We start from the raw sequence: 23,687 nt of genomic DNA on the forward strand, positions 1-23,687 counted from the left end.
TGAGTTGTACGCCAGCCTGAATGATAAGGAGCTATGGATCAAGGTAATGGAAGGCGATAAGCATGCATTGTCTTTCATTTATACACAGCATTTCCCCGCACTGTTCAACTATGGCATGAAAGTTCACCCAGATGAAACCATCGTAAAAGATTGCATCCACGATCTTTTTGTAACGCTGTGGTTCAGCCGGGAACGTTTATCCATTACTGATACTATCCGTTTTTACCTGCTGGCCAGTCTTAAAAGAAATATTCTCCGCAGCCTGAAACCCCTTTACGTGCCCAGGATGTTTGACCAGTCGATGGACAAAGCCGACTTCAGCACCAACCCGGAGCGCATCATCATGGACAGGGAATCGGAAAAGGAACAGCAGCAGAAACTGGTAAAGGTGATCAACCAGCTGCCCCGGCGGCAGCAGGAGGTATTGCACCTGCGCTATTTCCAGGGACTGGATACAAAGGAAGCCGCCGCGCTGATGTCGCTCAGCGTAAATGCCACCTATGTACTGTTATCGCAGGCGCTGCGCTTCCTGAAAAAGCACAGCGATAAACTGGTCACCCTCTTTTTATTGTGGCCGTTTTAATGAGTGTTGAACAGACAATTGAAGAGGCCCGGGAAAAAAAATAAAAAAAAGTAGCAACGGAACGCTAAGATTTTAACACCGGTTTGCTTTACATTATAAGTATTGAAGATGAGATTCAGGGAATTCACTATTTCAGATTTTATGCAGGAGCCTTCTTTCCGGAGCTGGGTACTGGACAACGATGCCGGTGCTGCCGCTTTCTGGGAAGAATGGATGCGCAGTAATCCGGATAAGTGTGAAGAAGTGACGCAGGCCAGGCAATGGCTGCAGGTAATCGGGGCGCCCGACCGGGTACCCGGTGAAACCGCCGCAGCAGATACCTGGAACCGCATTGAGCAAACGATCGATAAAACAGAACGATCAGGCAAACGGGGTATTTTTGCCCTGCAACCGGTAGTGGATACTATCAAAAGCAGGCGATGGCTGCCTTATGCGGCTGTACTGGCCGGGATCGCGGTGTTGTATGCAGCAGCCTTTTTCCTGTTCTCCGGCGGGGAAATACACCAGGCCACTGCCATGGGAGAACTGAAAACCATACTGCTGCCCGATAGCTCGGAAGTATGGCTGAATGTAAATTCTTCCGTGAGATATGCGGATAAATGGAATGAGGAAGATGCCCGGGAAGTATGGATTGAAGGAGAAGCGTTTTTTACGGTAACGCATAAACGTAATCATCAGCGCTTTGTAGTACATACACGCGATATGGACGTGCAGGTAACAGGCACCGCTTTTAATGTTAATACCAGAAGGGTGCAAACCCAGGTGGTGTTGAACAACGGTATAGTGAAACTGGCGCTGCGCCCGCACGGGCGTGATACGGTAGCGCCTATTATCATGAAGCCGGGAGATATGATCACTTATTCAGCCGCCACCAATGAGCTGACCAATAAAAAAGTAGACCCGGAAGTTTATTCTTCCTGGCAAAGCAAAAAGCTTTTGTTTACAGATACGCCAATTACGGAGGTAATTAAATCCCTGCAGGACAACCTGGGCATCACTATTGAGCTGCAGGAAGAAAGCCTGGGCCGGCAAACATTTACAGGAACAGTACCTACAGATAATGTGGAAGTATTTTTCAAAACATTATCCAGGTCGTTACAGGTTACCGTTACAAAAACGGGCGCCCATACTTACAGGATCAACCAGGAGTAGTATTTAAATGATGTCATAAACAATGCCTTGCCCGACAAATGAGGAGGGGAACTTATGTACCAATGGAATTATAATCAGCCATAATAAACGAGGTAAGAATTATTCAACCAACCTAATCTATTGCTATGATAGAATTTTACGCCAGGCGTGCTGGCGGAAGTATGGCTATGGCCCTGCTGCTACAGCTTTGTGTGTTGCCGGCTACAACGGCGCCCCTGCATCGTCAGCACGATAAATTGCATGCCGCCGCCCACCCGGTTACCCAGCAACAGCCACTTCCCCTGAAGGAAGTATTTGCCATACTGGAAAACCGCTACAAGATACGCATCAACTACACCGGCAACACCATTAAGGACCTGAAAGCAACTGTTCCTGCGCCTAAAACAGCTGCAGTTAAAATGGAGGATTACCTGCACCGCTTGTTGTTGCCCTTAAACCTGGAAGTGGAAGAGGCAGGTGCAAACAATTATATCATTTTCCGGAAAGAACCGGCCAGGCAGGCTGCTACCGCTCCCAGGCAGCAGGAAACAACAGCTGTACCGGCTGCTGCGGCAGTAACGGAAGCTGTAACGCGCATGCCGGAAGCGCCTGCACAACCACCGCTGAAAGGCCAGGTAACACAGGAAGACGGTATGCCCATTCCCGGTGTAACCGTAATGGTAAAAGGTACCCGTATTGGCGTGCAAACCAATGCCGACGGACGCTTTGAACTGAGGGATGTACCCGATAATGCCATACTGGTATTCAGTTACATCGGTTTTAAAACGCAGGAGATAAAAGCCGGAAAACGTACATCCTTTGCCGTTACACTGCTCACTGATATGCAGTCGCTGAAAGATGTGGTAGTAAACGGTTACCAGAATATCAAGAAAGATAACTTTACCGGCTCGGCAGTTACTATTACGGGAGAAGAGCTAAAACGGTTTAACCCGCAGAACATCCTGGCCAGTATCCAGTCGTTCGACCCTTCTTTTAAACTGGTGGAGAACAACTTCTCCGGCTCTAATCCCAATGCCCTGCCAAATATCAATGTAAGAGGCACCACGGCGTTACCAACCGGGAAAACAACAGAGCTTACACGCAACCAGATCAACAGTACGCCCAACCTGCCATTGTTCGTGATTGATGGCTACCCGGTGCCTGTACAATCAGTATATGACCTTGATCCCAACAGGATCGCAGCAGTAACATTGCTGAAAGATGCCGCTGCTACAGCAGTATACGGTTCCCGCGCAGCCAACGGCGTGCTGGTGATCACCACACGCCCGCCGAAAGAAGGGAAGTTGTCGCTCACCTACGGCTATGAACTGAACGTTACTACACCAGACCTTACTGCCTACCACCTGCTCAACGGGGAACAGAAACTGGAGTACGAGAAACTGTCAGGCGTATACGAAAATGCGCTGGGGCAATCGCAGGACGATCTGCAGATGCAATACTACGCCAAACGCAGGAATGTGCTGGCCGGAGTAAACACCTACTGGCTGTCGCAACCACTGGCCACGGATTTTGGACATAAGCACTCCGTAACCCTGGAAGGAGGATCGCAGGCGCTTAAATACATCATCGATGGCCGTTACCAGACCAATGCCGGCGTTATGAAAGGCTCAGGGCGCGATCGTTACAGCCTGGCCACCAACCTGCAATACAACCTGAAAGATAACAAAGTGCTGTTCCGCAACCAGTTCACCATTTCACAGGTAAATGGGCGCGAGTCCCCTTACCGCGAATTCTCCACCTATGCCCGCATGAACCCCTATTTCCCTAAAACGGATTCCACAGGCAAACTACTGCGTGAACTGGATAGATGGAATGTGCCCGATTACCAGACCAACGGCATGAAGCTCAATACTGTATTGAACCCTATGTATGAAGCTACACTGGCCAGTTTTAATAAATCGGAATACCTGGAGTTTACAGACGCATTCTCCGCAGAGTATAATATTACCAACACCTTAAGGCTACGCGGTGATTTCAGCTTAACAAAGCGGCGCTCTACAGGGGATCAGTTTATTTCTCCCTATAGCAACGACTTCTTCGATAAAACCGGCGATGACCTGAAAGACCGTGGTACCTATACATTCAGCGATCGCGATGAGATCCAGTACAATGGTAACGTAGTGCTGAACTATAACAAAGGAATAGGCGATCATTTCTTTAACTCATCATTGGGCCTCAATATGCAGGAGTCGAAAAGCTCGCTGAAGGTCTTTAAAGCACAGGGCTTTACCAACGACCGCTTTACAGATATCACCTTCGCGCGGACTTATGAAAAAGATAAAGCGCCAACCGGTGAAACCTATGAAGAACGGCTGGCCGGCGCATTCGGAAGCATTAACTATTCCTACCAGAACCGACTGCTGATGGACGCCACCCTGCGTGTGGACGGATCTTCAAAATTCGGGGCAGATGCACGTATGGCCCCTTTCTGGTCATATGGACTGGGATGGAACCTTCACAATGAGAAGTTTTTGCGCAACACGATTGTATCCCAGCTGAAACTGAGGGCTACCACCGGTTTAACAGGAGAGGTATCTTTCCCTGCCTATCTCTCCAATACTACGTATGAGTATTATACCGGCGACTGGTACTCCACCGGCGTAGGTGCGCATTTCAAAGCATATGGTAACTCCAACCTGAAATGGCAGCGCACACAAAACTACGATCTCGGCGCTGAACTGGGCCTGTTCCACGACCGGCTGTATATAGCGCCCCGCTATTATTATAAGCTCACAAAAGATCTGCTGGCAGACATCAATGTAGCGCCTTCCACCGGCTTTTACCAGTATAAGGAAAACCTGGGGGAAATGGTAAACAAAGGATATGAATTCAACATCCGCGGCAACGTATACCGTAACCGTGATATGTCGGTAAACCTTTACGCCAACATGGTGCATAACACCAACGTAATCACCAAAATTTCCAACGCGCTGAAAGCATACAACGATGATATCGACAAGCAACAGAATGAAAAAGATGAGCTGAAATCCTTGTCGCTGCTGCGTTATAAAGAAGGGCAGTCCATGAACACCATCTACGCAGTAAGGTCACTTGGCATTGACCCGGAGAACGGTAAGGAAATTTTCCTGAATCCCGACGGCACCAAAACCTATATCTATGATGTGAAAAATACCGTACCGGTGGGTGATCAAACACCAAAGCTGGAAGGCTTTTTTGGCGGTAACATGGTGTATAAGAACTGGATGCTGGAAGTGAGCTTCTATACTAAATTCGGCGGCGATTATTATAACCAGACCTTACTGGACCGTGTTGAAAATGCTGACCCCAGGTTTAATGTGGATGCCCGTGTATTAACTGATAGGTGGAAGCAACCAGGCGATGTTACCTTCTATAAAGATATTGCCGACCAATCACTTACCAGGGCTTCTTCCCGTTTTGTGCAAAAGGAAAACAGGCTGGAATTTAAATCGCTTTATCTATCGTACGAAGCGCCTGCTACTTTCTACAACCGCCTGAAAATGCGGAGCCTGCGCCTGTCGCTCAATATGAATGATATCGGCTACTGGTCTACCGTAGAAGCGGAAAGAGGTATCGACTACCCGTTTGCCAGGAGCTTCACTTTTTCACTTCAAACAAGGTTCTAAATCATTATATATGAAAAGATATTTAGTCCTCATTTTATTATTCGCCACTTCCTGCAGTAAATGGCTGGACATTAAACCTATCTCGGAAGTATCCGGAGATGAGCTGTTTCAAACGGAAGACGGCTTCAAAGACGCCGTGAACGGCCTTTACAGTCTTTGTTTGAATGAAGATATCTATGGCAAGGAACTGATGGGCGGATTACCGGATGTACTGGCACAGAACTACTCCGTTCCTGTTACCGACAACGCCGGCTACCGGCAGGCAGCTATGTATAATTATAAAGACAAAGAGCTGATAGGCAGGAAAGACAGGATCTGGCAAAGATTGTATGAGGTGATTGCCAACAGCAACCTGATTCTTTCTAACGTTGATCAGAAGAAAAATATCCTTTCCAATGTTAACTACGGGTTAATCAAAGGAGAAGCCCTGGCTATGCGCGCCTGGTGTCATTTTGATGCGTTGCGGTTATTCGCGCCATCATTTGCCAGTAAACCGGCTGCTAACGGAGTGCCCTATGTCACGGAGTTTTCAAAGAATGCCGCAGCTATGCAAACCGTAACAGCGCTACTGGATTCCGTGATCAAAGACCTCACCACCGCAAAAGCAATACTGCGTGGCACAGATCCTATCCTCAACCCGGGTTATAAAGTAGGCTACATGATCAGGGATTCTACAACGGAAGACCAGGGAGAGATGTTTGTGCAACAGCGCCGTCACCGTTTAAATTACTATGCCGTATGTGGCGAACTGGCAAGAGTGTACCTGTATAAGAACGATAAGGTGAACGCATTACAGAACGCGCTTGAAATCATTGCATCAAAAAAGTTCCCATGGACCCGGCAGGAAGATTTCATGAACGGCAATGATGCAAAAAAAGACAGGATCCTGTACAAGGAACTGGTATTTGGTTTTTATATGCCTAACCGAAAGGACGCCATGAACGATCTGTTCAGGAAAGGCAACGGGCAGGGGTTGTTTATATCTGCTACAGAAGGAAAGAATATTTATGAAGTAGCCGGAGTGGGCGGGGAAGATTTCCGTTTTAAACAATGGTTCAGTGAGCAATCGGTCAGCTCGGTCACCTACCTGCAACTGGAAAAATACAAACGCACAGATGATAACCTGCATTATCTTATGGGGCCTGCATTACGCCTGAGCGAAATTTACTACATCGCGGCGGAATGCACCTTTGCAAATGATCCTGCCAAAGCATGGGCTTATTTCAATGAAGTGCGCCTGTACCGCGGCATCGGGCCATACAGCGGGCCGGAAGATGCCCAGAGCTTTTATACTGAACTGCTGAAAGAAGCCCGCAAGGAACTATATGGAGAAGGACAGCTGTTCTATATGTACAAACGCTTAAACAGACCCATACTTGGATTAGGCGGAAAGCCGGTGGCCGCCTCTGATGGCGTGTTTGTACTGCCGCTTCCTGATGATGAAATCGCATATGGTAACAGATAAAATTTTGTACATGAAAAAGATAACAGCGATAAGTATGTTCAGCTGCCTCCTGCTGATGGCATGCAAAAAGCAGGACGAGCTGCTGTTCCGTGAGAATAGTAATGTTTATTTCGATTTTACAGATGATAAAAAGAGCACAAGGGTAGATAGCTTCTTTTATTCCTTTGCCCTTTTTCCTGAAATATCAACAGATACGCTTTTGCTCCCGGTAAGGATTTCCGGTGAGCGTACGCCGTACGACAGGTGGTTTAAGGCAAGCATCGTGGCCAATGGCTCTACCGCCGTAGCAGGACTGCATTACAAGGCATTGGATACCGCATACAGGATCCCTGCGGATTCAGGCAAAGCTTACCTGCCACTCATCATTTACGGGAGCGATCCGTTGTTGCTGGATACTTCTGTGGTGCTTAAACTGAAGATAGCGGCTTCTTCTTCTTTTGGTAACGACTTTCCTTCCTATGATACCGCAAAGGTTACTTTTTCCAACCGGCTGGAACAGCCGCTGTGGTGGGTGGTATGGGAAAGTGAGCTGGGGGTTTATTCCCGTGTGAAGCACGAGCTGTTTATCCGCACCTCCGGCACTACGGAGTTGCAGCTGGATAACAGCGACTGGCAATCGACTCCCAAAACCCTGTTTTACCTGCGGCAGTTCCGCGCCTTTATGATGGATCCCATCGCCCGTACCGCAGATTATAAAGACAAAGGCTATGCGATAGGACAGGAGCCCAATGGAACCTATTATTTCTATAACACAGGTAATCTCAATAAAAAATATCCACTGGAATACAGCGCCGCCGATGGCAGGTATTACTTTCATGATGAACATGGTAACCGGATAGTACCACAATAACCAAAATCGCATTCGCATATGAAACATACATTTCTATATATCATTGGCATGCTGGTATTGTTCACCGCCTGCTATAAGGACAAAGGCAATTACGATTACCATCCGCTGGCAGAGCCGGTGATCACGCAGCTGGATACTGCCTATACCGCTGTGGTGGGCGATAGTTTCATTATATCGCCAAAAGTGTTGCTGGCCTCCGGTAATAAAAATTACCAGGGATTATGGAAGATCTCCGTTCCCGGCCAGATGGGCACACAGGATTACACCGGCCAGGAACTGCGTATTGTATTCGGTTTGGGGGCATCGCGTTACCCGGCGGTGTATATCGTGTACGATAGCATTACGGAGATGAAGTACTATTATAAATTTGTGATCAACGGAACAGCTGCATTTACCCGTGGTACCATTGTGCTGAGCGACGATGTTACTTCTTCCAAAATATCTTTTATTAAGGAAGATGGAACAGTACAGTCCGACGTATATACGAACATCAACCAGGATACCCTCCCTGCCGGCGCATTGCAGCTTACCATGATGAAGAATGTGAACTATGGTAATCTCATTACCGGTTACTGGGCTACCTATAAAACAGGGGGTGTTTATATTGATCCGAATAATTTAAAAAAGATAAGAACGCTGGCAAAGAACTTTTATTCAGATCCGGGGCCGTTGCAGGTATCTTCGTTTATACCTACCAGTCTTGGTGTACCCGCAGGTATTATCAATAAACAATTATACCGCGGCGCTACAGAAACCGCTCCATTTGCCACTTACTACGGTTATATGGGTATACCATTATCGGGCACATATAGCCTGGCTCCCACTATCATCGCCAGCGATCCTGATAACCGGGGCTATTTTCTGGGCTTTGAAGAAACAAAAAGAAAGCTGGTGAGAATGGATTGGGGGAATTATCTTGATACAAATTATATCGTAAAGGATTCCGCGTTTACGCCCAAGAACCTGAAGATGGATATGCTGCACCTGGGCCGTTTTTCAGATAACGAATGTTATGCGTTCTGCGACAGCGCCGGGCAGATCAGGGAGCTACGGTTTGGCGTAGAGTTCAGAACGGGCCAGGACCCTGTGTTCCATGCGCTGGAAAAAAGGAAGCCCGTTATTGCGGATAAAATCAGTGCAGCCACGTTATGGCAGGAGTCGCCCGTTGGGGTATTTTATTTTTCACAGGCAGATAAAGTATACCGGTATAACCCGTTGAATAAAGATGTGAAGGAACTGGCTTCGGGCTTTGGGGGCAAAACCATTACGATGCTGAAACTGCTGGAGAATGGAAACCAGTTGCTGGTAGGAGTGCAGGGCAGTATTTATTACCTGAACGTAGGTACAGGGCATAACGGCGAAACCACCAGACAGGTAAATGGGATTCCCGGGATGCCGAAGGATGTGATTATAAGAGCGGATTAAAAAAGTTCCAATAAGAAAGAAGCCGTCTCATAAACAAAGGGGACGGCTTCTTTTTTATGATGTATGCTGCGCCTTACCGAAAACGGATCGCTTGTCAATAATTCAATTTCAGAACTTCATTGCTTAATGATCCTTGCTATTCTTGGTTAAGAGTAAAGCTCCCGCCAAAACACAGTATGTGTACATAATCCATTTTTAAGGCACCGCTGGCCCCCAATTCTATCTACTATAGCAATAGTCCCAAATGTAATGAATTATCTAGTGTGTTAATTTGTATGATCCATTTTGTCCATATCAGTCGAAACAAGTTATTTTGATGCAAATTTTGTTTGAGAGTAATTTTTTAATTAACCCGCCCCACCTTAATTATGATTGTTATGCAACCCCTCAAGTCGCACGTGACTGCGCTTGTTCTTTTGGTTTTAGCTATGTCCGGCTGCCAAAAAGAAACCTCTGAATTAACCCAAAATCGGCCAACCGATATTTCGATTGAAGAGGCGAAGAACTGGCTTTCACTCGGACCATCAGGCATTCAGCCGATAACGCTGCAACACCGTAATCCTGGAACTCCGGATTGGGGAAATGCCCGGTTTTTTAAGTTTCAGGATAAATCGAGCATTTTAAAAGTTCCATTAATCGATTATTATCTTCCGGTCGGCTACCGGGACATTTTGTTTCAGAAAGATTCAAATGGGATTATCTTAGGAGCTATTCAGGAAATACGGCCGGGTAAAGCATATCTGGCTGCAAAAAGTAGGGATGGAGATGAAGACATGAGGCAATTTGTGACCAATGAGGATTTTACCGGTGACTCCTAACAATACGATACCTATTGGTGGAGGGAGGGCAACACCTGTATCCTTTACAAGGAAAATTGATGATTCAAAACTAACGCCCTGCATGCAGAAGATTTTGGCTGCTTTAAAAACTCTATCTAAAGGCTCGGTTGCTAATATTGTAACTAAATTTGCGGGTAATACACCAGGTTACAATTGGACTGTGCAAGATGGGCGTTTGCCATCAAATACAAATGGCGAAACAAATAACTTATATGACTCCGAGACCGGAACAGTTACTACTACTTTTGATTCAAAAAAGTTTACTGGTGCAACGGACCTTTCAATAGCAAGAACAATATTACATGAATCTGTTCATGCGTACTTAGTTTCATTTTTTGGATACAATAGATTAAACGCGAATGCAACATATCCTACTATGTTGCAAGATTGGATGAACTCTAAGAAACCCAATCTTAATACAGTTCAACATAATGAAATGGTAAGAAGTTTTATTATCGATATTGCTAATGCATTAGAAGAATAAGGACGTAACAAGGGGTATAATCTCTCCCGTCAATTTTATGATGATATGGCTTGGGGGGGATTAACCGGTACTTCTGCTTTTAAGGCACTCTCGACATCAGAACAAGACAGAATTAATAACATACTAGTAATAGAACAATCAGGTCTGGATACAAATGGAGACCAGACAAAGCAATCAGGCAAACCGGGGGGATGTTAATTGAGAAATCCAACCGAATATATAAAAACAAATACTTAAAGAATGAAGAATAACGTAGTCATAACCTTTTTTGCATGCTGCTTAATTAACCAGTCCTGCAAAACACAAAATACGTTTTTAACAAAAAAGAATGTTCATAATTCTGATTGTGGAGGATTCCAGATTACTTATGATGGAAACTTAAATTCAAAAGATAGCATTCTTATATGGGGTACTGTCAAAGAATGTAAATTTGGTAAGAACGTACCATTTACCTGGATAAAAATATTGAATGAAAATGATAAAGTAATAGATACGGCTATAACCAATACTGCGGGAAAATTTAAAATGAGTGTCATTCCAGGCACATACAGCATATCTGCCTTATGTATAGGTACTGGTGAGTTTCAATCAGGATGTATAGATTTTGAAAAGGGAAATTCTTTTGAACTTAATATATTTCTAAATCGAAGTCCAAGCTCAAAGAATTGATGCTTATACTTGTAAGTTGAAATACGTTTAAAATTATCATAAGAAGGCACCGCTGGCTCCCAATTATTGGCGGAGGAGGTGGTGGAAGTTCCACATCCGCTACCTCTGGTGACGTAACGGTAAAAGATATCAAGAATAATCTTTCAAATTCATGTTTGCAGGCAATGCTTAATGCAGCGATCTCTAAGCAACTGAAAAGCTGGGTGGCTAACACTGTTAATTCGCTGGGGAGTAATGGTGGTAATTACGATTTTATCTTCAGAGAAAAGCCGGTTGGATCGTTTGTAAATGCTGATGTATTGGGTGAATTTGATCCCGTTGATAGCAAACTTGGCGGAGACACGGCGAACCCAAGAAAATATGGTGTTATCTACATTAATTTAAATCAGGATAGTTTGCCAGGCAAATCCAAAGAAGTTATTGCTACTGCCATTTATCACGAAATCATTCACGGAGTATTCGCTATCAACAATGTACCAATAATTCTTCAGCACGAAACAATGGCTGAGAGCTATCGTCAAAAGATAGCGGAAGGGTTAAAGGCTTTGTTCCCTGCTATGAGCGACGAAGATGCTAATGCGCTGGGATGGATAGGTTTGGTTAAAACGTATCAGTTTTCAAGCCTTAGGACGAAGGATTTTCAGAATAAAACTGGGACAGCTTTGGATATATTGAAGATTGCTGTAGCATACCAAACGGGACAAAAAGGAACACCCTCTGGTTGTAAATAGTTAAATAATTAGTAAATTTAGATTTATGAAGACCAAGCATTTTGTAGTGTTGATTTCTATCTTTTTTATGTTTACTCCATCTGGATTACATGCGCAGAATAAGTTATTAGATAATCAAATTGACACGCTGACAAGGTTCTTTTTTTCGCAAGTGCCCATGTCCCCCTCTTTTGTAATGGCTGGAAAATCAGCTCTTTTTGCCGTGTTGGTAACAGTTAACCAGAGCGGAACAGTTACTTCCATTAAGCTATCGGAGAATACTCCCAAAGAGTTTAAAGATAGTCTGTTAAAATTGAAACGGGCTAACGTTAAATGGTCTGCATTCCTGCGTGGACAACCTCCACGGAAAAAGTATGATTTGCTACTTACCATCTATGTGATAATAGAGGCAGTTTATTTTGGATTTGCAGCCCCTGAAAATGGTCGTGGTCCGTCGGATTACTTTGCACATATTTATGATTTCAATGACGCGAATTGTGACTTAAGCTCAGCCATTTTTGTGCCTCCTTTTTTTAAGAGTGCTTCGAATATAAGAATAGATGAGAGTCAACGACTAGACACTAATGATATATATCGCCCCGACAAAGTGCATCTTCCCGTCTTCCCTAGTGTCATCAAATGATCTAATTTGTCATCACTAATATTTAGAAAGCAAATTAGATCATTTGATGACACTAGAGAAGATACACTTTGCCGGGAGATACATTTATTTAAACAAACGTTCCGATGGATCTGTATTATTTGCGAATGGAAACGACCTTAATCGCGGATTCGCAGATAACATTCCGATAAGTTTTCACGATGCTTAGGTTGAAAAACCTTGGTATTAGTGATAAAAAATCAAACGGAGTGTTAAGATAACTGTGTAAACTTCATATGGTGATCTGATCAGTTACATCCCTCCCAATAAGATATTTTTAGAGGTATGAAGATCACATAAACTTCGGGTATCAGCTAACAATGAGAAGTGGGTGAGAATTACTTTTATATCCTTTATTCCCCGGTCCATTTATCCCGGTCGTCCATACTGAACTTCCAGGGGGCCATATTATTTTCAATGTTACTGAACATACCCGTCCATTCGGCTGGGGCACTGGATTCTTCCATTACCAGGTGGCGGCGCAGCTGGAGGATAATATCCAGCGGGTTGATGCTCACCGGGCATTCCTGTACACAGGCATTGCAGGTGGTGCAGGCGCGCAGTTCTTCTTCCAGGATATAATCGCGCAACAGGGCTTTGCCATCATCTTTGAAAGAACCGCCATTGGCTTTGATATTGCGGCCTACTTCTTCAAGGCGGTCGCGGGTATCCATCATTATTTTGCGGGGCGACAGGAGCTTGCCTGTAATATTAGCCGGGCAGGCGGCGGTGCAGCGGCCGCATTCCGTACAGCTGTATGCATCCAAAAGATTTTTCCAGGTAAGGTCTGTTACGTCTTTAGCGCCGAATTTAGGCATGGTATCGGAGGAGGGCGCATTGGCAGCCAGTTCCGGTTGCAGCATCAGCTGAACTTCATGTTGTACTGCGGGCATATTCTCCATTTCGCCTTTGGGTTCCAGGCTGGCATAGTATGCATTCGGGAAGGCGAGGATAATATGCAGGTGCTTGGAGTAGGGGAGATAGTTAAGGAAAGCAAGCACGCCTATAATGTGCAGCCACCAGCAGCCGCGTTCCAGCGCTACCAGCGCACTTTCAGACATACCGCTCAGCAGCGGGGCGAACATACCTGATATCCAGAAGTTACCGGTTGCCACATAATGCGTGGCGCCTTTTGCCTGCAAAGCCTGGTCGGCCGTGTTCATGGTGAGGAACAGCAGCATCAGCACTATTTCGGTGATCAGGATATAGTTGGCGTCCGACCGGGGCCACCCGTTCAGGTCCCGGCTCATGAAACGTTTCAGCTTTAATATGTTCCTGCGTACCAGGAAAATGGCGCAGCCGGCAATCACCAGTACGGCGAGCACTTCAAATAAACCGATGAGCACCGGGTAAACGGCGCCTAATACGGGAACGAATAAACGATGCGTACCAAGAATACCATCGAGGATGATTTCCAGGATCTCAATGTTAATGATCAGGAACCCCGCATATACGAAAAAGTGGAGTACAGCTACCAGTGGGTTACGGAACATCTTTTTCTGGCCAAAAGCCAACAGCAGGAGGTTTTTCCACCGCAGATCCGGATGATCGCTAAGGTCCTTATCACGCCCCAGTAATATGTTTTTCCTTATCCGGCTTGCCTTTTGGGCAAAAAGATATACCGCGGTTCCGAATAGGATCACAAATAATAATTCTTGTACGATTCGCATTAGCTCAGATTTGACTCCCTAATTTATGTCTTTTTTGGTTAAACGCGGGGGATCGCCTCCGGCGATGCGGAGTTTGTCTGACTCAGGATTAGAATGATTATGCTGATTAGCCTGATTTTTATTTTTTGTTAGTTGTTACTACAAGGTATTTGATTTTTTGGCGAAGTGCTGACTGCTAATGGCTAATTGCTTATTTTTGCACTCATGGAAAGCAGGAACATCATTCTAACACAGGATATCATTCAAAAGAAAATTGAGCGTATCGCTTATGAAATTTATGAGCACAACAGCGATGGTACCGATATTATATTAGCCGGTATCTGGGACCGTGGCGTGATCATTGCCCATAAGCTGGCTGCTATCCTGGAACAGATATCTCCCCTGAAAATCCATATAATAGAACTGCGCCTGGATAAGCAGCATCCCGGTGAAGTGATCGTATCCGAGGAAATAGACTTTAATAATAAAGTAGTGGTAGTGGTAGATGATGTGGCCAACTCCGGCCGTACCATGCTGTATGCGTTGAAACCGCTGCTGGAATTCCTGCCCAAAAAGATCCAGACAGCCGTGCTGGTAGACCGTAAGCATAAATCCTTCCCTTTATCCGTTGATTTTGTCGGGTATTCACTGGCTACTACTTTACAGGATATGGTGCTGGTGGAGATGAACGGGGAGGAGATCGTATCCGCTTATTTTGAATAAGGGATCAGAAATAAACGGCGTGCAGCCTTACATTCCCTTTTGAATTGATTTCAAAGGCAGGCGCAGGGAACTTCAGCATATTCAATACCTGGAATATCACTTTAACGCCTTTTTTGCGGGTGGGTATTTTCGTGAAATCCACATCCGGTGAAAGGTAGAACTGCCGCACACGCTGAAGCTGGCTGTAATCGTGGCGGATGCCATGTTCATCTGTCCAGGTGTTATCGCGGCCTCCTATCATTCCCTGTGAGCCGTATCCCACAGCTATGTTCAGCCATCTGGGGAGGCGGCTTTCTTTCCGGAAAGAATACAGGTTTACAGATAACCAGTATGTTTGCCCGTTATAGTCCTTCAGGGTCCTTTCCCAGAAAGTGGTGCCAAACAGCTGATCTGCTTTGTGCTGCAGCACGGGATCGTCGTAATGCCGGGGATGCGCGGAAAACTTAAGCTGGATGCGTTGTTCGTTCCAGGCAAGTTCCTGGCCGATGAGCAGGGCTGAGCCAACGGCGTTGGCGCCCATATCTCCCCAGGAAAATCCCCACTCGGAGGAGTAACCGTCCAGTACTTCCACCACCGACTGATAGGCAAACCCGCTTAGACCACCGATCCATATCTGTTTTTTTCGTGGTAACCCCGACCAGCGCCACATCTCCCGGCTGTATTTACCAATAAAGTAAGCGCTGAAAATATGCCCGGCTTTATCTACCTGGTTCCATTCTCCCATATCATTAAAAAAATGGAAGCCTTCCCTGGGGTATCCTTTATACCAGGCGGTATTGAGGGCTGCCAGTCCAGCGCCATAAAGGGCTGCAGTAGCACCACTAAGGATCCATACGCGTGAGGTGATGGTGGTATCGGGTATAGTGGAAAAAGGCACTTTTTTTTGTGCCATGCTGCCAATGAAAGGCAGTAACAGGATCAGGATAAGCAGTGGTTTTTTCATGCGGGCATCAAAACAATACCGGGAATGCTGAAAAGGGCGGAGTTCTTTTTTCAACATTCCCGGGTTGTATCATCATTCCAGATGACGAGGGCTTATTTCAGTTTCAGATCCTGAATAATGCCGTTTATCTTCTGATTCAGTTCAGCGGTCACCTTGTCGTATTCACCTGCGTTGGCTAACGGGGCGTTTACGCTGAAGTAAAATTTGATCTTTGGTTCAGTACCCGACGGACGGGCTGATATTTTGCTGCCATCTTCCAGTACAAACTGCAGCACATTGGATTTAGGGAGGTCCAGCGCTTTGATGTTGCCGGTTCTGATATCCCTGATCTGCTGCAGCTGGTAATCGTAAAGGGTTACAACCGGTGAGCCGTTGATGGTAACCGGTGGATTTTCGCGGTATCCGCGCATCATTTCGGCGATTTCCTCGGCGCCTCTCATGCCCTTCTTGGTAATGGAGATCAAACTTTCCATGTAATAGCCATAGCGTACATAGATGCCGATCAGCTGCTCAAACAGGGTTTTACCCTGACTGCGTGCATATGCGGCCATTTCACAGATCATGGCTACAGAAGCAATAGCGTCTTTATCGCGCACATTCTGGCCAATCATGTATCCGTAAGATTCCTCACCACCGCAGATAAAGTTTTCTTTTGGCTCTTTGCGGCGGATCAGGTCAGCGATCCATTTGAAGCCGGTGAGCACATTATAGCAGGTAATATTGTTTTTAGCGGCAAAAACATCGATCAGGTCGGATGTTACCACGGTTTTGGCAATATAGTCGTTTGCTTTGGCGAGGCCTTTGCTTTTACGGTTTTCCACGATGTAGTTAAACAGCAGTACGCCGGTCTGGTTACCATTGAGCAGGATCCATTCGCCTTTCAGGTCTTTCACGGCAATGCCTACACGATCTGCATCGGGGTCGGTGCCCAGGAGGATATCCGCATCCAGTTCTTTGGCTTTTTTGAGGCCCAGGTTCATGGCTTCGGATTCTTCAGGGTTAGGATACACTACGGTAGGGAAGTTACCATCCGGGGTAGCCTGCTCCTGTACAATGGTTACATTGGTAAAACCGTATTGTTCCAGCAGCTGGGGTACCTGGGTGATACCGGTACCGTGAATGGGCGTATATACTATTTTAAGATCGTGTTGTTGTTTGTTGATGTCCGGGTTGATGGACAGGCTGAGCAACTCTTTACGGTAGGCCTCGTCCACTTCTTTACCGATGAGGGTGATATTGGCTTCGCCGCCGGTCCATTTCACATCATCCGGGGAAACGATGTTCTCCACTTCACGGATCACGTTGTTATCGTGCGGTGGTACCAGCTGGGCGCCATCGTTCCAGTAGGCCTTGTATCCATTGTATTCCTTAGGGTTGTGAGAGGCGGTGAGCACTACGCCTCCCTGGCATTTCAGGTGGCGGATGGTGAAAGAAAGCTCCGGGGTAGGGCGCAGGCTTTCAAAAAGAAACACTTTGATATCGTTGGCAGCAAAAACATTGGCAACGGTTTCGGCAAAAAAGCGGGCGTTATTGCGGCTATCATGTGCAATGGCTACCTTGATTTCGCCGGTAAAGGTTTTTTTGAGATAATTGGCGAAGCCCTGGGTGGCCATTCCAAGAGTATATTTATTCATGCGGTTGGTACCAACGCCCATAATGCCCCTGAGGCCACCGGTGCCGAATTCGAGGTTACGGTAAAAGGCGTCGTTGAGTTCATCGGGGTTTCCCTCCTGCATTTTCTTCAGTGTGGCAACGGTTTCAGCGTCGTAATTACCGTTGAGCCATTGGTCTACTTTGCTTTGAATATTTATATCCATGGTCTTTTTTTTGTGAGCCGTAAGTGCTAAAATGGATTGTAAAGTAAAAATAAAAAAATGAATGTGTGAAATTACCGATTTCAAAATACATTGAAAATCCCTTGTATTGGTTAATTTTGCGGCCATGAGGCGGTATGAAGATACTTATAAACAAAAAGGATTACGTAAACAGCTAGTTGATAGTATCCGTCAGAAAGGTATTACAGATGAAAGCGTCCTGGCGGCTATTGGCAATATTCCCAGGCATTTTTTCCTTGATACGGCTTTTGAAAGTATAGCCTACGACGACAGGGCCTTCCCTATCGGGGAGGGGCAAACCATTTCACAGCCATATACAGTAGCCTATCAAACGCAGCTCCTGGAGGTTAAACCCTACGAAAAGGTGCTTGAAATAGGCACCGGCAGCGCCTACCAGGCCTGTGTGCTGGCTGAGCTGAAAGCCAATGTATTTACAATAGAGCGGCAACGCAAGCTGTTTGACCAGGTAAAGCATTTTCCTTTTAAAGCCCAATATCGCAATCTCCGTTTTTTTTATGGAGATGGTTATGAGGGCTTGTCTACCTATGCGCCTTTCGATAAAGTGCTGGTTACTGCCGCCGCGCCGCATATTCCTGAAAAATTACTGCAGCAGCTGAAAATAGGGGGGAAGATGGTAATTCCTGTGGGCGGGCAGGAGGTGCAGCGTATGCTGCGGATCACAAAAATCAGTGAAACCGAGAACGAGCAGGAACTGTTCGATAACTTCTCTTTTGTGCCTATGCTGGCGGGAAAAAAATAAGGCAGGGGCATGATCCCCTGCCCCGAATGCTGATCAAAGCCGGCCTGTGCCCTCTTTGGGCTTTTCTTCTTCTTGTTTTTCTTCTTCTTCCTGTGGTTTCTTTTTCTTGAACAGGTTTGGATCCATTTTCCCGAAGCGATAACGTATGTTCAGGCGGATAAAGCGGGTAGCGCGCTTCCGCTCGTAATCCTGTATGAAGGTATTGGTTTCATAATGAGAGCTGAACTGTTGTGAGTTCAGCAGGTCGGAAATATTGAGCGCCACCACCAGCTTTCTTTCCAGCAGCTCCTTACGGATTCCAAGGTCTATTCCGTTCATCGCCTTGAAAGTTCCCTGGGGCTGGATACGGGGGGAACGGAAATGCCCTCCCAGTTCCACACTAAACTTACCGGGTAAACGAAATTGCGTATTTCCATTTAAGCCGTAGCTGAAGTTTTCATTATTTACAGAAATGCTGGTCAGTTTACTGTACTCTACGTTCAGGTTGGCCCATACTTTCCACCATTTGGTGAGGTTTAGGCTGTAGGAAACATTCCCGCCCATATTCTGCTGGGTAGCCAGGTTCATGGGTTTGGTGGTGGTAACGCCGGAAATGGTATCCAGGGTACTGATGCGGTCTATATTATCGTTGGTTTGCGCGAAATAAGTACTGGTGCTCAGGTAATTATTGGTTTTCGGGTAATACACCGAATAGCTGATCTCAAATTTATGCGACAGGGCAGGCTGCAGCTCCGGGTTACCGGTACGGATATTCTGGGGATCAGAATTATTGATATACGGCAGCAGCTGATCAAAATTGGGCCGGTCTATCCGGGTGGAGTAGTTGAACACCAGGCTCTGGTTCTGGTTCTTCGGCATATTGTATTTCAGGAATACGCTTGGGAACAGGTTAAAGAAGCGGTTATTCACCGTGGTATCTTTGGTAAAGGAATATCCTTTGAGCTGCGATTGTTCAGCACGCACACCCACCTGGTAGCCGAGGTTACCAAAGGCATTGGCAAAGTTTATATAACCGGCGTATATGTCTTCCTCGTAATTATATTTATTAGACAGGGTTGGGCTTACCAGGTAATCGTCTGTATCCCAGTTGAACAGGGTAGCCAGGTAATCATTGTCGATATGCCGCATGGTGGCTTTCACACCTGCTTCCAGCTTGCCTTTTTTGCCTAGCGGTGAAGTGTAATCCGACTGCAGGTTCCAGAAGCGGTTGCCGTTTTTCCCTTTATTGAGCTGGCGGTCTGCATTGGGAAGGGTATCTACTGAAGCGATGTGATATTGTGTATTGTAGCTGCTTCCGCTGCTGCTGTTATTGCCGCTGTAGCTGATATAGGCGGTGAGCTCCTGGTTGGGCTTATCGAAAGTATGTTTGTAACTGAGATTGGTATTTTTATTATTGCTGCGGTTATAGCTGTTATTGGCGCGTTCCCCGTTGCGCAGCGATTCCATTTTCTGATCCATATAGTTCAGGAGGATATTGTCTTCATTCTCGCTGTGGTTAAAGTTCAGCCCTTGGGAGAGGGTGAATGTATTGTGGTCGTCCATGAAGAAATCAAATCCGAAACGGGCGCCGTTATTGGTATTGCTGTTTTCATTTTTACTTTTTTGGGAGAAGAACCATGTATCGCTGCTGTCTGCTACCAGGTTCTGGCGGAAGCTGTTCCCGCTGCCGTTCACCTGTTCATAGCGGCCGTTGTAGTTGCCAAAGAAGTTGAATCTTTTTATGCGCAGGCTGGCATTGGCGCTTCCAAAGCCTTCCCCGCGGGTGGCGCCGCCTACGTTGAACATCACGTTATAGCCGATCGCTTTGTCCTTTTTCAGTACGATATTGATAATACCGCCGCTGCCGTTGGCTTCAAATTTTGCGGAGGGATTATTGATCACTTCTACACGGTCTATACTTTCGGCAGGGATCATTTGCAGGGCAGTTTTAGCATCCCCGAAAGGAGAGGGCTTGCCATCTACATAAATGGTCACGCTTTTGCCGCGTAGTGTAATGTTATCATCGATATCAACATCCACACTGGGAATATTTTTTAAGATATCGGTTCCAGTGCCGCCTTCTGCATTGATCATATTTCCGGCGTCAAATACCTGCCGGTCTATCTGCATGGAAAAGGCCGGTTTTTCAGCTTTAATTTCCACGGCATTCAGCACTTTTCCTGCTGGTTGTAAACGGAGTGTGCCGGCAAGTGTATTTTTCCCTTCCGTTACCCGTACTGCTTTTTCCAGTTTTTCATATCCCATGAAAGTGATGCGCACTACATAGATACCTGGTGTAATATTATTGAGTGAAAAAGTACCTGCAGGAGAAGTATAAGCGCCGGTAACCATAGAAGAGTCTGCCTGTTTCAGCAGTACTACGGAAGCATATTCAATTGGTTTCCCGGTAACGATATCAGCCACTTTTCCCGTTATTTTCAGGGGAGTGGGAATTGGCGTTTGTGCGTTAACGTTATATGACGCAACGAACAGCACGACCATGAGTGAGAAAAAATTTCGCATGCGTGGATTTAGCAACTTTAATAATGATACAACAACAGCGTAAAAGTAACAGGAGTATGTTTAAACATCCACGAAATATGATGAGTGGTAGCTAAAAAAACATGGCCGGCAGAGTGCTGTAGCACTGCTAACCGGCCTGTGGTTTGCATTCACCTTCTTTAGTATGTTTTAGAAACTTTGCATAGGGTCTACCATTTGCGTGTCGTTTCCGGAGTCTCTTTTTTTCTTCTTAAACAGGGAGGCATCGAATTTCCCGAAGCGGTAACTGAAGTTGAGTTTAAGGATCCTGGATTCGCGTTTGCGGATGTAATCCTGTGCAAACTCAGGGGAGGCCTGGTTCAGCTCATACTGCCTGGTATTGAAAATATCGGATAAGCTGAGTGTTACAGAAGCGGCCTTGTTTTTCAGGAAATCTTTTTTTACGGCTACATCCACAGTGCTGAATCCTTTAATGGTGCCCTGTGCGGAGCTTGGGATCTGGTTAAACCCGCCGCCACCGCCTCCGCGGCCTCCTCCGCCACCTGAAGAAGGAAGTGCAATGGTAGGCGCCTGGTAAGTGGCGTTTACCTGTAGGGTAAAGTTGGCCGGTAGTTTTGTTTCAGAGTTTATTTTGGCGAACCAGCTGAAGCCGCTGTTATCATAGTTTTGTCCATTTGCGTTAACCTTCATATCTGTTTGATACAGGTTTACGTTAGTGGTGAGATCCCATCCTTTAAGCACCTGGTTTTTCATGGTAAGCTCAGCGCCGTAGGAGTTGCTCCTGTTGGCATTGATATACTGTGTGAGCAGCGTATCTGCTCCAATGGGCGTACTGATAGTGGAGATCATGTCGTTGGTATTCCTGAAGTAAACGCTACCCAGGAAGTTATTATTCCCCCAGTTTTTTACATACGACAGCTCAAAGCTGTTGGTATACTCCGGTTTCAGGTTGGGGTTACCTTCGCGTTGATTCTGCGGATCGCTGTAATCGCGGTAGGGAATCAGCTGGAAGAAATTAGGCCTGTTCACGCGGCGGGAATAGTTCAGCTGCAGTTCCTGGTCGTTCTTTAACTTTTCCGAAAGGAAGATACTGGGAAAGAATCCCGGTACAGGCCTTGTGGGCTTGTATTTGGTGCCCTCATTCTCACCGGCGTACACATATTGTTCCACACGTAAGCCTGCCTGGTAGCCAAAGTTGCCGATGGTATTGGCGAAGTTGGCATAACCTGCATAGATCTGTTCGTTGTATTTGTAGTTATTGGAAAGTTGTGGGTTGTTGATAAATTCACCGCTGATGGTATCTTTATCGTACACGTTATACATACTGGTATAATCGCGTAAAGTGGCTTTGGCGCCTAGTTCCAGCTTGCCGTTCTTCCCGATGGGATTAGTGTAATCCGTCTGGAAAGTAACGAATGTGGTTTTGCCGTTGGTGGTATTGTTTTGCAGCAATGCCTGGCCGAGTGGCGATCCCGCAGCGTTTTGCGCCTGTGTGAGATAGTCACCGTTGCGGTTATTTTTGCTGGTGTTATAGTTAATGTCGGCGGTCCATTCTTTATTAGGCTGTGCAAAGGTATGCTTGAAACTCAGTGTAGTGGTGTAGTTGCGGAAGCTGAAATCATTATTGTTCAGCCGGTCGCTGATACCGGTCACTGTATGATTTTTATCAGCAAAGGTGCTTCTGAGGTCTTCATTATTTTTAAAATCGCCCGCTACAATATTCTGTGAAATGGAAATAGTGTTCCTGTTATCGAGCATATAGTCCAGCCCGAACCTTCCGAACTGGAACAATGGTTTGCTGGTGCTGTTGCTGTTCTGGAAAAGGTAATTGGTATCCGATTTTTGGCCGTTGCTGTAGTTGCTACGGTTGGTGGTACCATCTGCCCAGTTCCGGTTGGCGTTGATATTATAATTGGCAAATACGTTGAATTTGCCCTGGCGGATATTGATATTGCCACCTCCGTTGTATTTGTTGCCGGTGCCTATACCTGCGTTCACGGCGCCGTTGAATCCTGCTTTGCGGTTTTTCTTCAGCACAATGTTCAGTATACCCGACATTCCTTCTGCATCATATTTTGCAGAGGGGTTGGTAACAAGTTCAACGCTTTCTATTGCATCGGCCGGGATCTGATCAAGAGTAAGGGTAGAGGGTTTACCATCTACAAAAATATTGGGAGAAGCATTGCGGACCGTAACGTTTCCATCGAGATCTATATTTACAGAAGGCACATTTTTCAGTACATCCTGGGCGGTTCCGCCCACGCTGCTCAGGTTCCTGTCTACGTTAAATACTTTTTTATCGATACCCATGGCAAATGCGCTTTTCTGCCCGGTGACCTCCACGCTTTGCAGTGTTTTTACATTCTGCTGCAATTTGATATTGCCAAGATCCTGTTCCGTAGCCTGTGGTGTGATACTTACTTTCTTTTGTACGTTCGTATAGCCCATGAAGTTAACACGCAGTATCATGGTGCCGAATGGGAGATTCTCCAGGCTGAAGTCGCCATTGGGTTTGGTAAGCATACCTGTTACCAGTGAAGAATCTTTTTGTCTTAACAACGTAACGGAAGCATATTCTATCGGCTTCCCTGTTTTAGCGTCCACCAGTTTGCCATATAAGTGGCCAATCTGAGGCATATTGGGTCGTCCCTGTTGTCCCTGTCCTTGTCCCTGCCGGGGAGCTGTAGATCCGGGCGCCTGTGCAAAAGCATGCGCCTGCCACAAAAGTATACCAGCAAGAATTGCGTAGCATTTTTTCATCTTGTCATTTTTTATCCGGACTTTCTTCTCAGATATGGACAAAAGTATCGGGGTGCAGGTATGAATGGTTTGAGATTGTGATGAGTGGAATTA

General features: G+C 46.0%; 18 protein-coding genes. 13 read left to right on the forward strand and 5 right to left on the reverse strand.

All coding sequences use genetic code 11. The features are described from left to right. Positions 1 to 4: 4 nt before the first annotated feature. The 11 genes from ABIE50_RS12150 to ABIE50_RS12200 all read left to right on the forward strand — a co-directional run bounded on the left by ABIE50_RS12150 (position 5) and on the right by ABIE50_RS12200 (position 12,425). Positions 5 to 583 carry an RNA polymerase sigma factor gene (locus ABIE50_RS12150; protein ID WP_142682965.1) on the forward strand — a complete coding sequence of 193 codons (579 nt, stop codon included), beginning with the start codon at positions 5 to 7 and terminating at the stop codon, positions 581 to 583. Positions 584 to 691: 108 nt separating this feature from the next. After that, complete coding sequence (locus ABIE50_RS12155) at positions 692 to 1,735, forward strand: FecR domain-containing protein (protein WP_209861258.1); 1,044 nt, start codon at positions 692 to 694, stop codon at positions 1,733 to 1,735. Positions 1,736 to 1,860: 125 nt separating this feature from the next. Beyond that, a complete protein-coding gene (locus ABIE50_RS12160) occupies positions 1,861 to 5,340 on the forward strand; it encodes a SusC/RagA family TonB-linked outer membrane protein (RefSeq protein ID WP_209861256.1) in 3,480 nt (1,159 codons plus the stop codon). A gap of 10 nt (positions 5,341 to 5,350) precedes the next feature. Then, positions 5,351 to 6,805, forward strand: coding sequence for a RagB/SusD family nutrient uptake outer membrane protein (locus tag ABIE50_RS12165; RefSeq protein ID WP_209861248.1), 1,455 nt, complete (start codon positions 5,351 to 5,353; stop codon positions 6,803 to 6,805). Positions 6,806 to 6,815: 10 nt separating this feature from the next. After that, a complete protein-coding gene (locus ABIE50_RS12170) occupies positions 6,816 to 7,655 on the forward strand; it encodes a DUF4843 domain-containing protein (RefSeq protein ID WP_209861240.1) in 840 nt (279 codons plus the stop codon). An 18-nt stretch (positions 7,656 to 7,673) separates the two neighbouring features. Continuing rightward, positions 7,674 to 9,080: a PKD-like family lipoprotein gene (locus ABIE50_RS12175; RefSeq protein WP_209861232.1), complete on the forward strand. Its 1,407-nt coding sequence runs from the start codon at positions 7,674 to 7,676 to the stop codon at positions 9,078 to 9,080. Between the two features lie 377 nt (positions 9,081 to 9,457). Then, the gene (locus ABIE50_RS12180; protein ID WP_209861230.1) at positions 9,458 to 9,898 is read left to right on the forward strand and encodes a hypothetical protein; all 441 of its coding nucleotides are present in this window, start codon (positions 9,458 to 9,460) and stop codon (positions 9,896 to 9,898) included. A gap of 82 nt (positions 9,899 to 9,980) precedes the next feature. Beyond that, on the forward strand, positions 9,981 to 10,403 hold the full coding sequence (locus ABIE50_RS12185; RefSeq protein ID WP_209861228.1) for a hypothetical protein: 423 nt from the start codon (positions 9,981 to 9,983) through the stop codon (positions 10,401 to 10,403). Positions 10,404 to 10,643: 240 nt separating this feature from the next. Further along, a complete protein-coding gene (locus tag ABIE50_RS12190) occupies positions 10,644 to 11,072 on the forward strand; it encodes a carboxypeptidase-like regulatory domain-containing protein (RefSeq protein ID WP_209861226.1) in 429 nt (142 codons plus the stop codon). Positions 11,073 to 11,236: 164 nt separating this feature from the next. Beyond that, positions 11,237 to 11,803, forward strand: coding sequence for a hypothetical protein (locus ABIE50_RS12195; protein ID WP_209861224.1), 567 nt, complete (start codon positions 11,237 to 11,239; stop codon positions 11,801 to 11,803). A 25-nt stretch (positions 11,804 to 11,828) separates the two neighbouring features. Further along, the gene (locus ABIE50_RS12200; RefSeq protein ID WP_209861221.1) at positions 11,829 to 12,425 is read left to right on the forward strand and encodes a hypothetical protein; all 597 of its coding nucleotides are present in this window, start codon (positions 11,829 to 11,831) and stop codon (positions 12,423 to 12,425) included. 371 nt (positions 12,426 to 12,796) lie between these two features. Here the strand turns inward: ABIE50_RS12200 and ABIE50_RS12205 are convergent, their stop codons facing one another. Continuing rightward, a complete protein-coding gene (locus ABIE50_RS12205) occupies positions 12,797 to 14,113 on the reverse strand; it encodes a 4Fe-4S dicluster domain-containing protein (protein WP_209861219.1) in 1,317 nt (438 codons plus the stop codon). A 204-nt stretch (positions 14,114 to 14,317) separates the two neighbouring features. Here ABIE50_RS12205 and ABIE50_RS12210 point away from each other — a divergent pair, with 204 nt between their 5' ends. Beyond that, complete coding sequence (locus tag ABIE50_RS12210; protein WP_209861217.1) at positions 14,318 to 14,815, forward strand: phosphoribosyltransferase family protein; 498 nt, start codon at positions 14,318 to 14,320, stop codon at positions 14,813 to 14,815. Positions 14,816 to 14,819: 4 nt separating this feature from the next. Here the strand turns inward: ABIE50_RS12210 and ABIE50_RS12215 are convergent, their stop codons facing one another. Continuing rightward, complete coding sequence (locus tag ABIE50_RS12215; protein ID WP_209861215.1) at positions 14,820 to 15,815, reverse strand: DUF2279 domain-containing protein; 996 nt, start codon at positions 15,813 to 15,815, stop codon at positions 14,820 to 14,822. Between the two features lie 35 nt (positions 15,816 to 15,850). Next, positions 15,851 to 17,575, reverse strand: coding sequence for a phospho-sugar mutase (locus ABIE50_RS12220; protein WP_209861213.1), 1,725 nt, complete (start codon positions 17,573 to 17,575; stop codon positions 15,851 to 15,853). A 124-nt stretch (positions 17,576 to 17,699) separates the two neighbouring features. Between ABIE50_RS12220 and ABIE50_RS12225 the strand changes: the two genes are divergently transcribed. Continuing rightward, entirely contained in the window at positions 17,700 to 18,353 is a 654-nt protein-coding gene (locus ABIE50_RS12225) for a protein-L-isoaspartate(D-aspartate) O-methyltransferase (RefSeq protein ID WP_142682952.1), read from the forward strand. Between the two features lie 33 nt (positions 18,354 to 18,386). Here ABIE50_RS12225 and ABIE50_RS12230 read toward each other — a convergent pair whose 3' ends face one another. Further along, the gene (locus ABIE50_RS12230; RefSeq protein WP_209861211.1) at positions 18,387 to 20,855 is read right to left on the reverse strand and encodes a TonB-dependent receptor; all 2,469 of its coding nucleotides are present in this window, start codon (positions 20,853 to 20,855) and stop codon (positions 18,387 to 18,389) included. A gap of 168 nt (positions 20,856 to 21,023) precedes the next feature. After that, the gene (locus ABIE50_RS12235) at positions 21,024 to 23,594 is read right to left on the reverse strand and encodes a TonB-dependent receptor (protein ID WP_209861209.1); all 2,571 of its coding nucleotides are present in this window, start codon (positions 23,592 to 23,594) and stop codon (positions 21,024 to 21,026) included. Between the last annotated feature and the right edge of the window lie 93 nt (positions 23,595 to 23,687).

It is taken from the genome of Chitinophaga sp. OAE865 (assembly GCF_040546735.1).
GTDB classification, from domain to species: Bacteria; Bacteroidota; Bacteroidia; order Chitinophagales; family Chitinophagaceae; genus Chitinophaga; species Chitinophaga polysaccharea_A.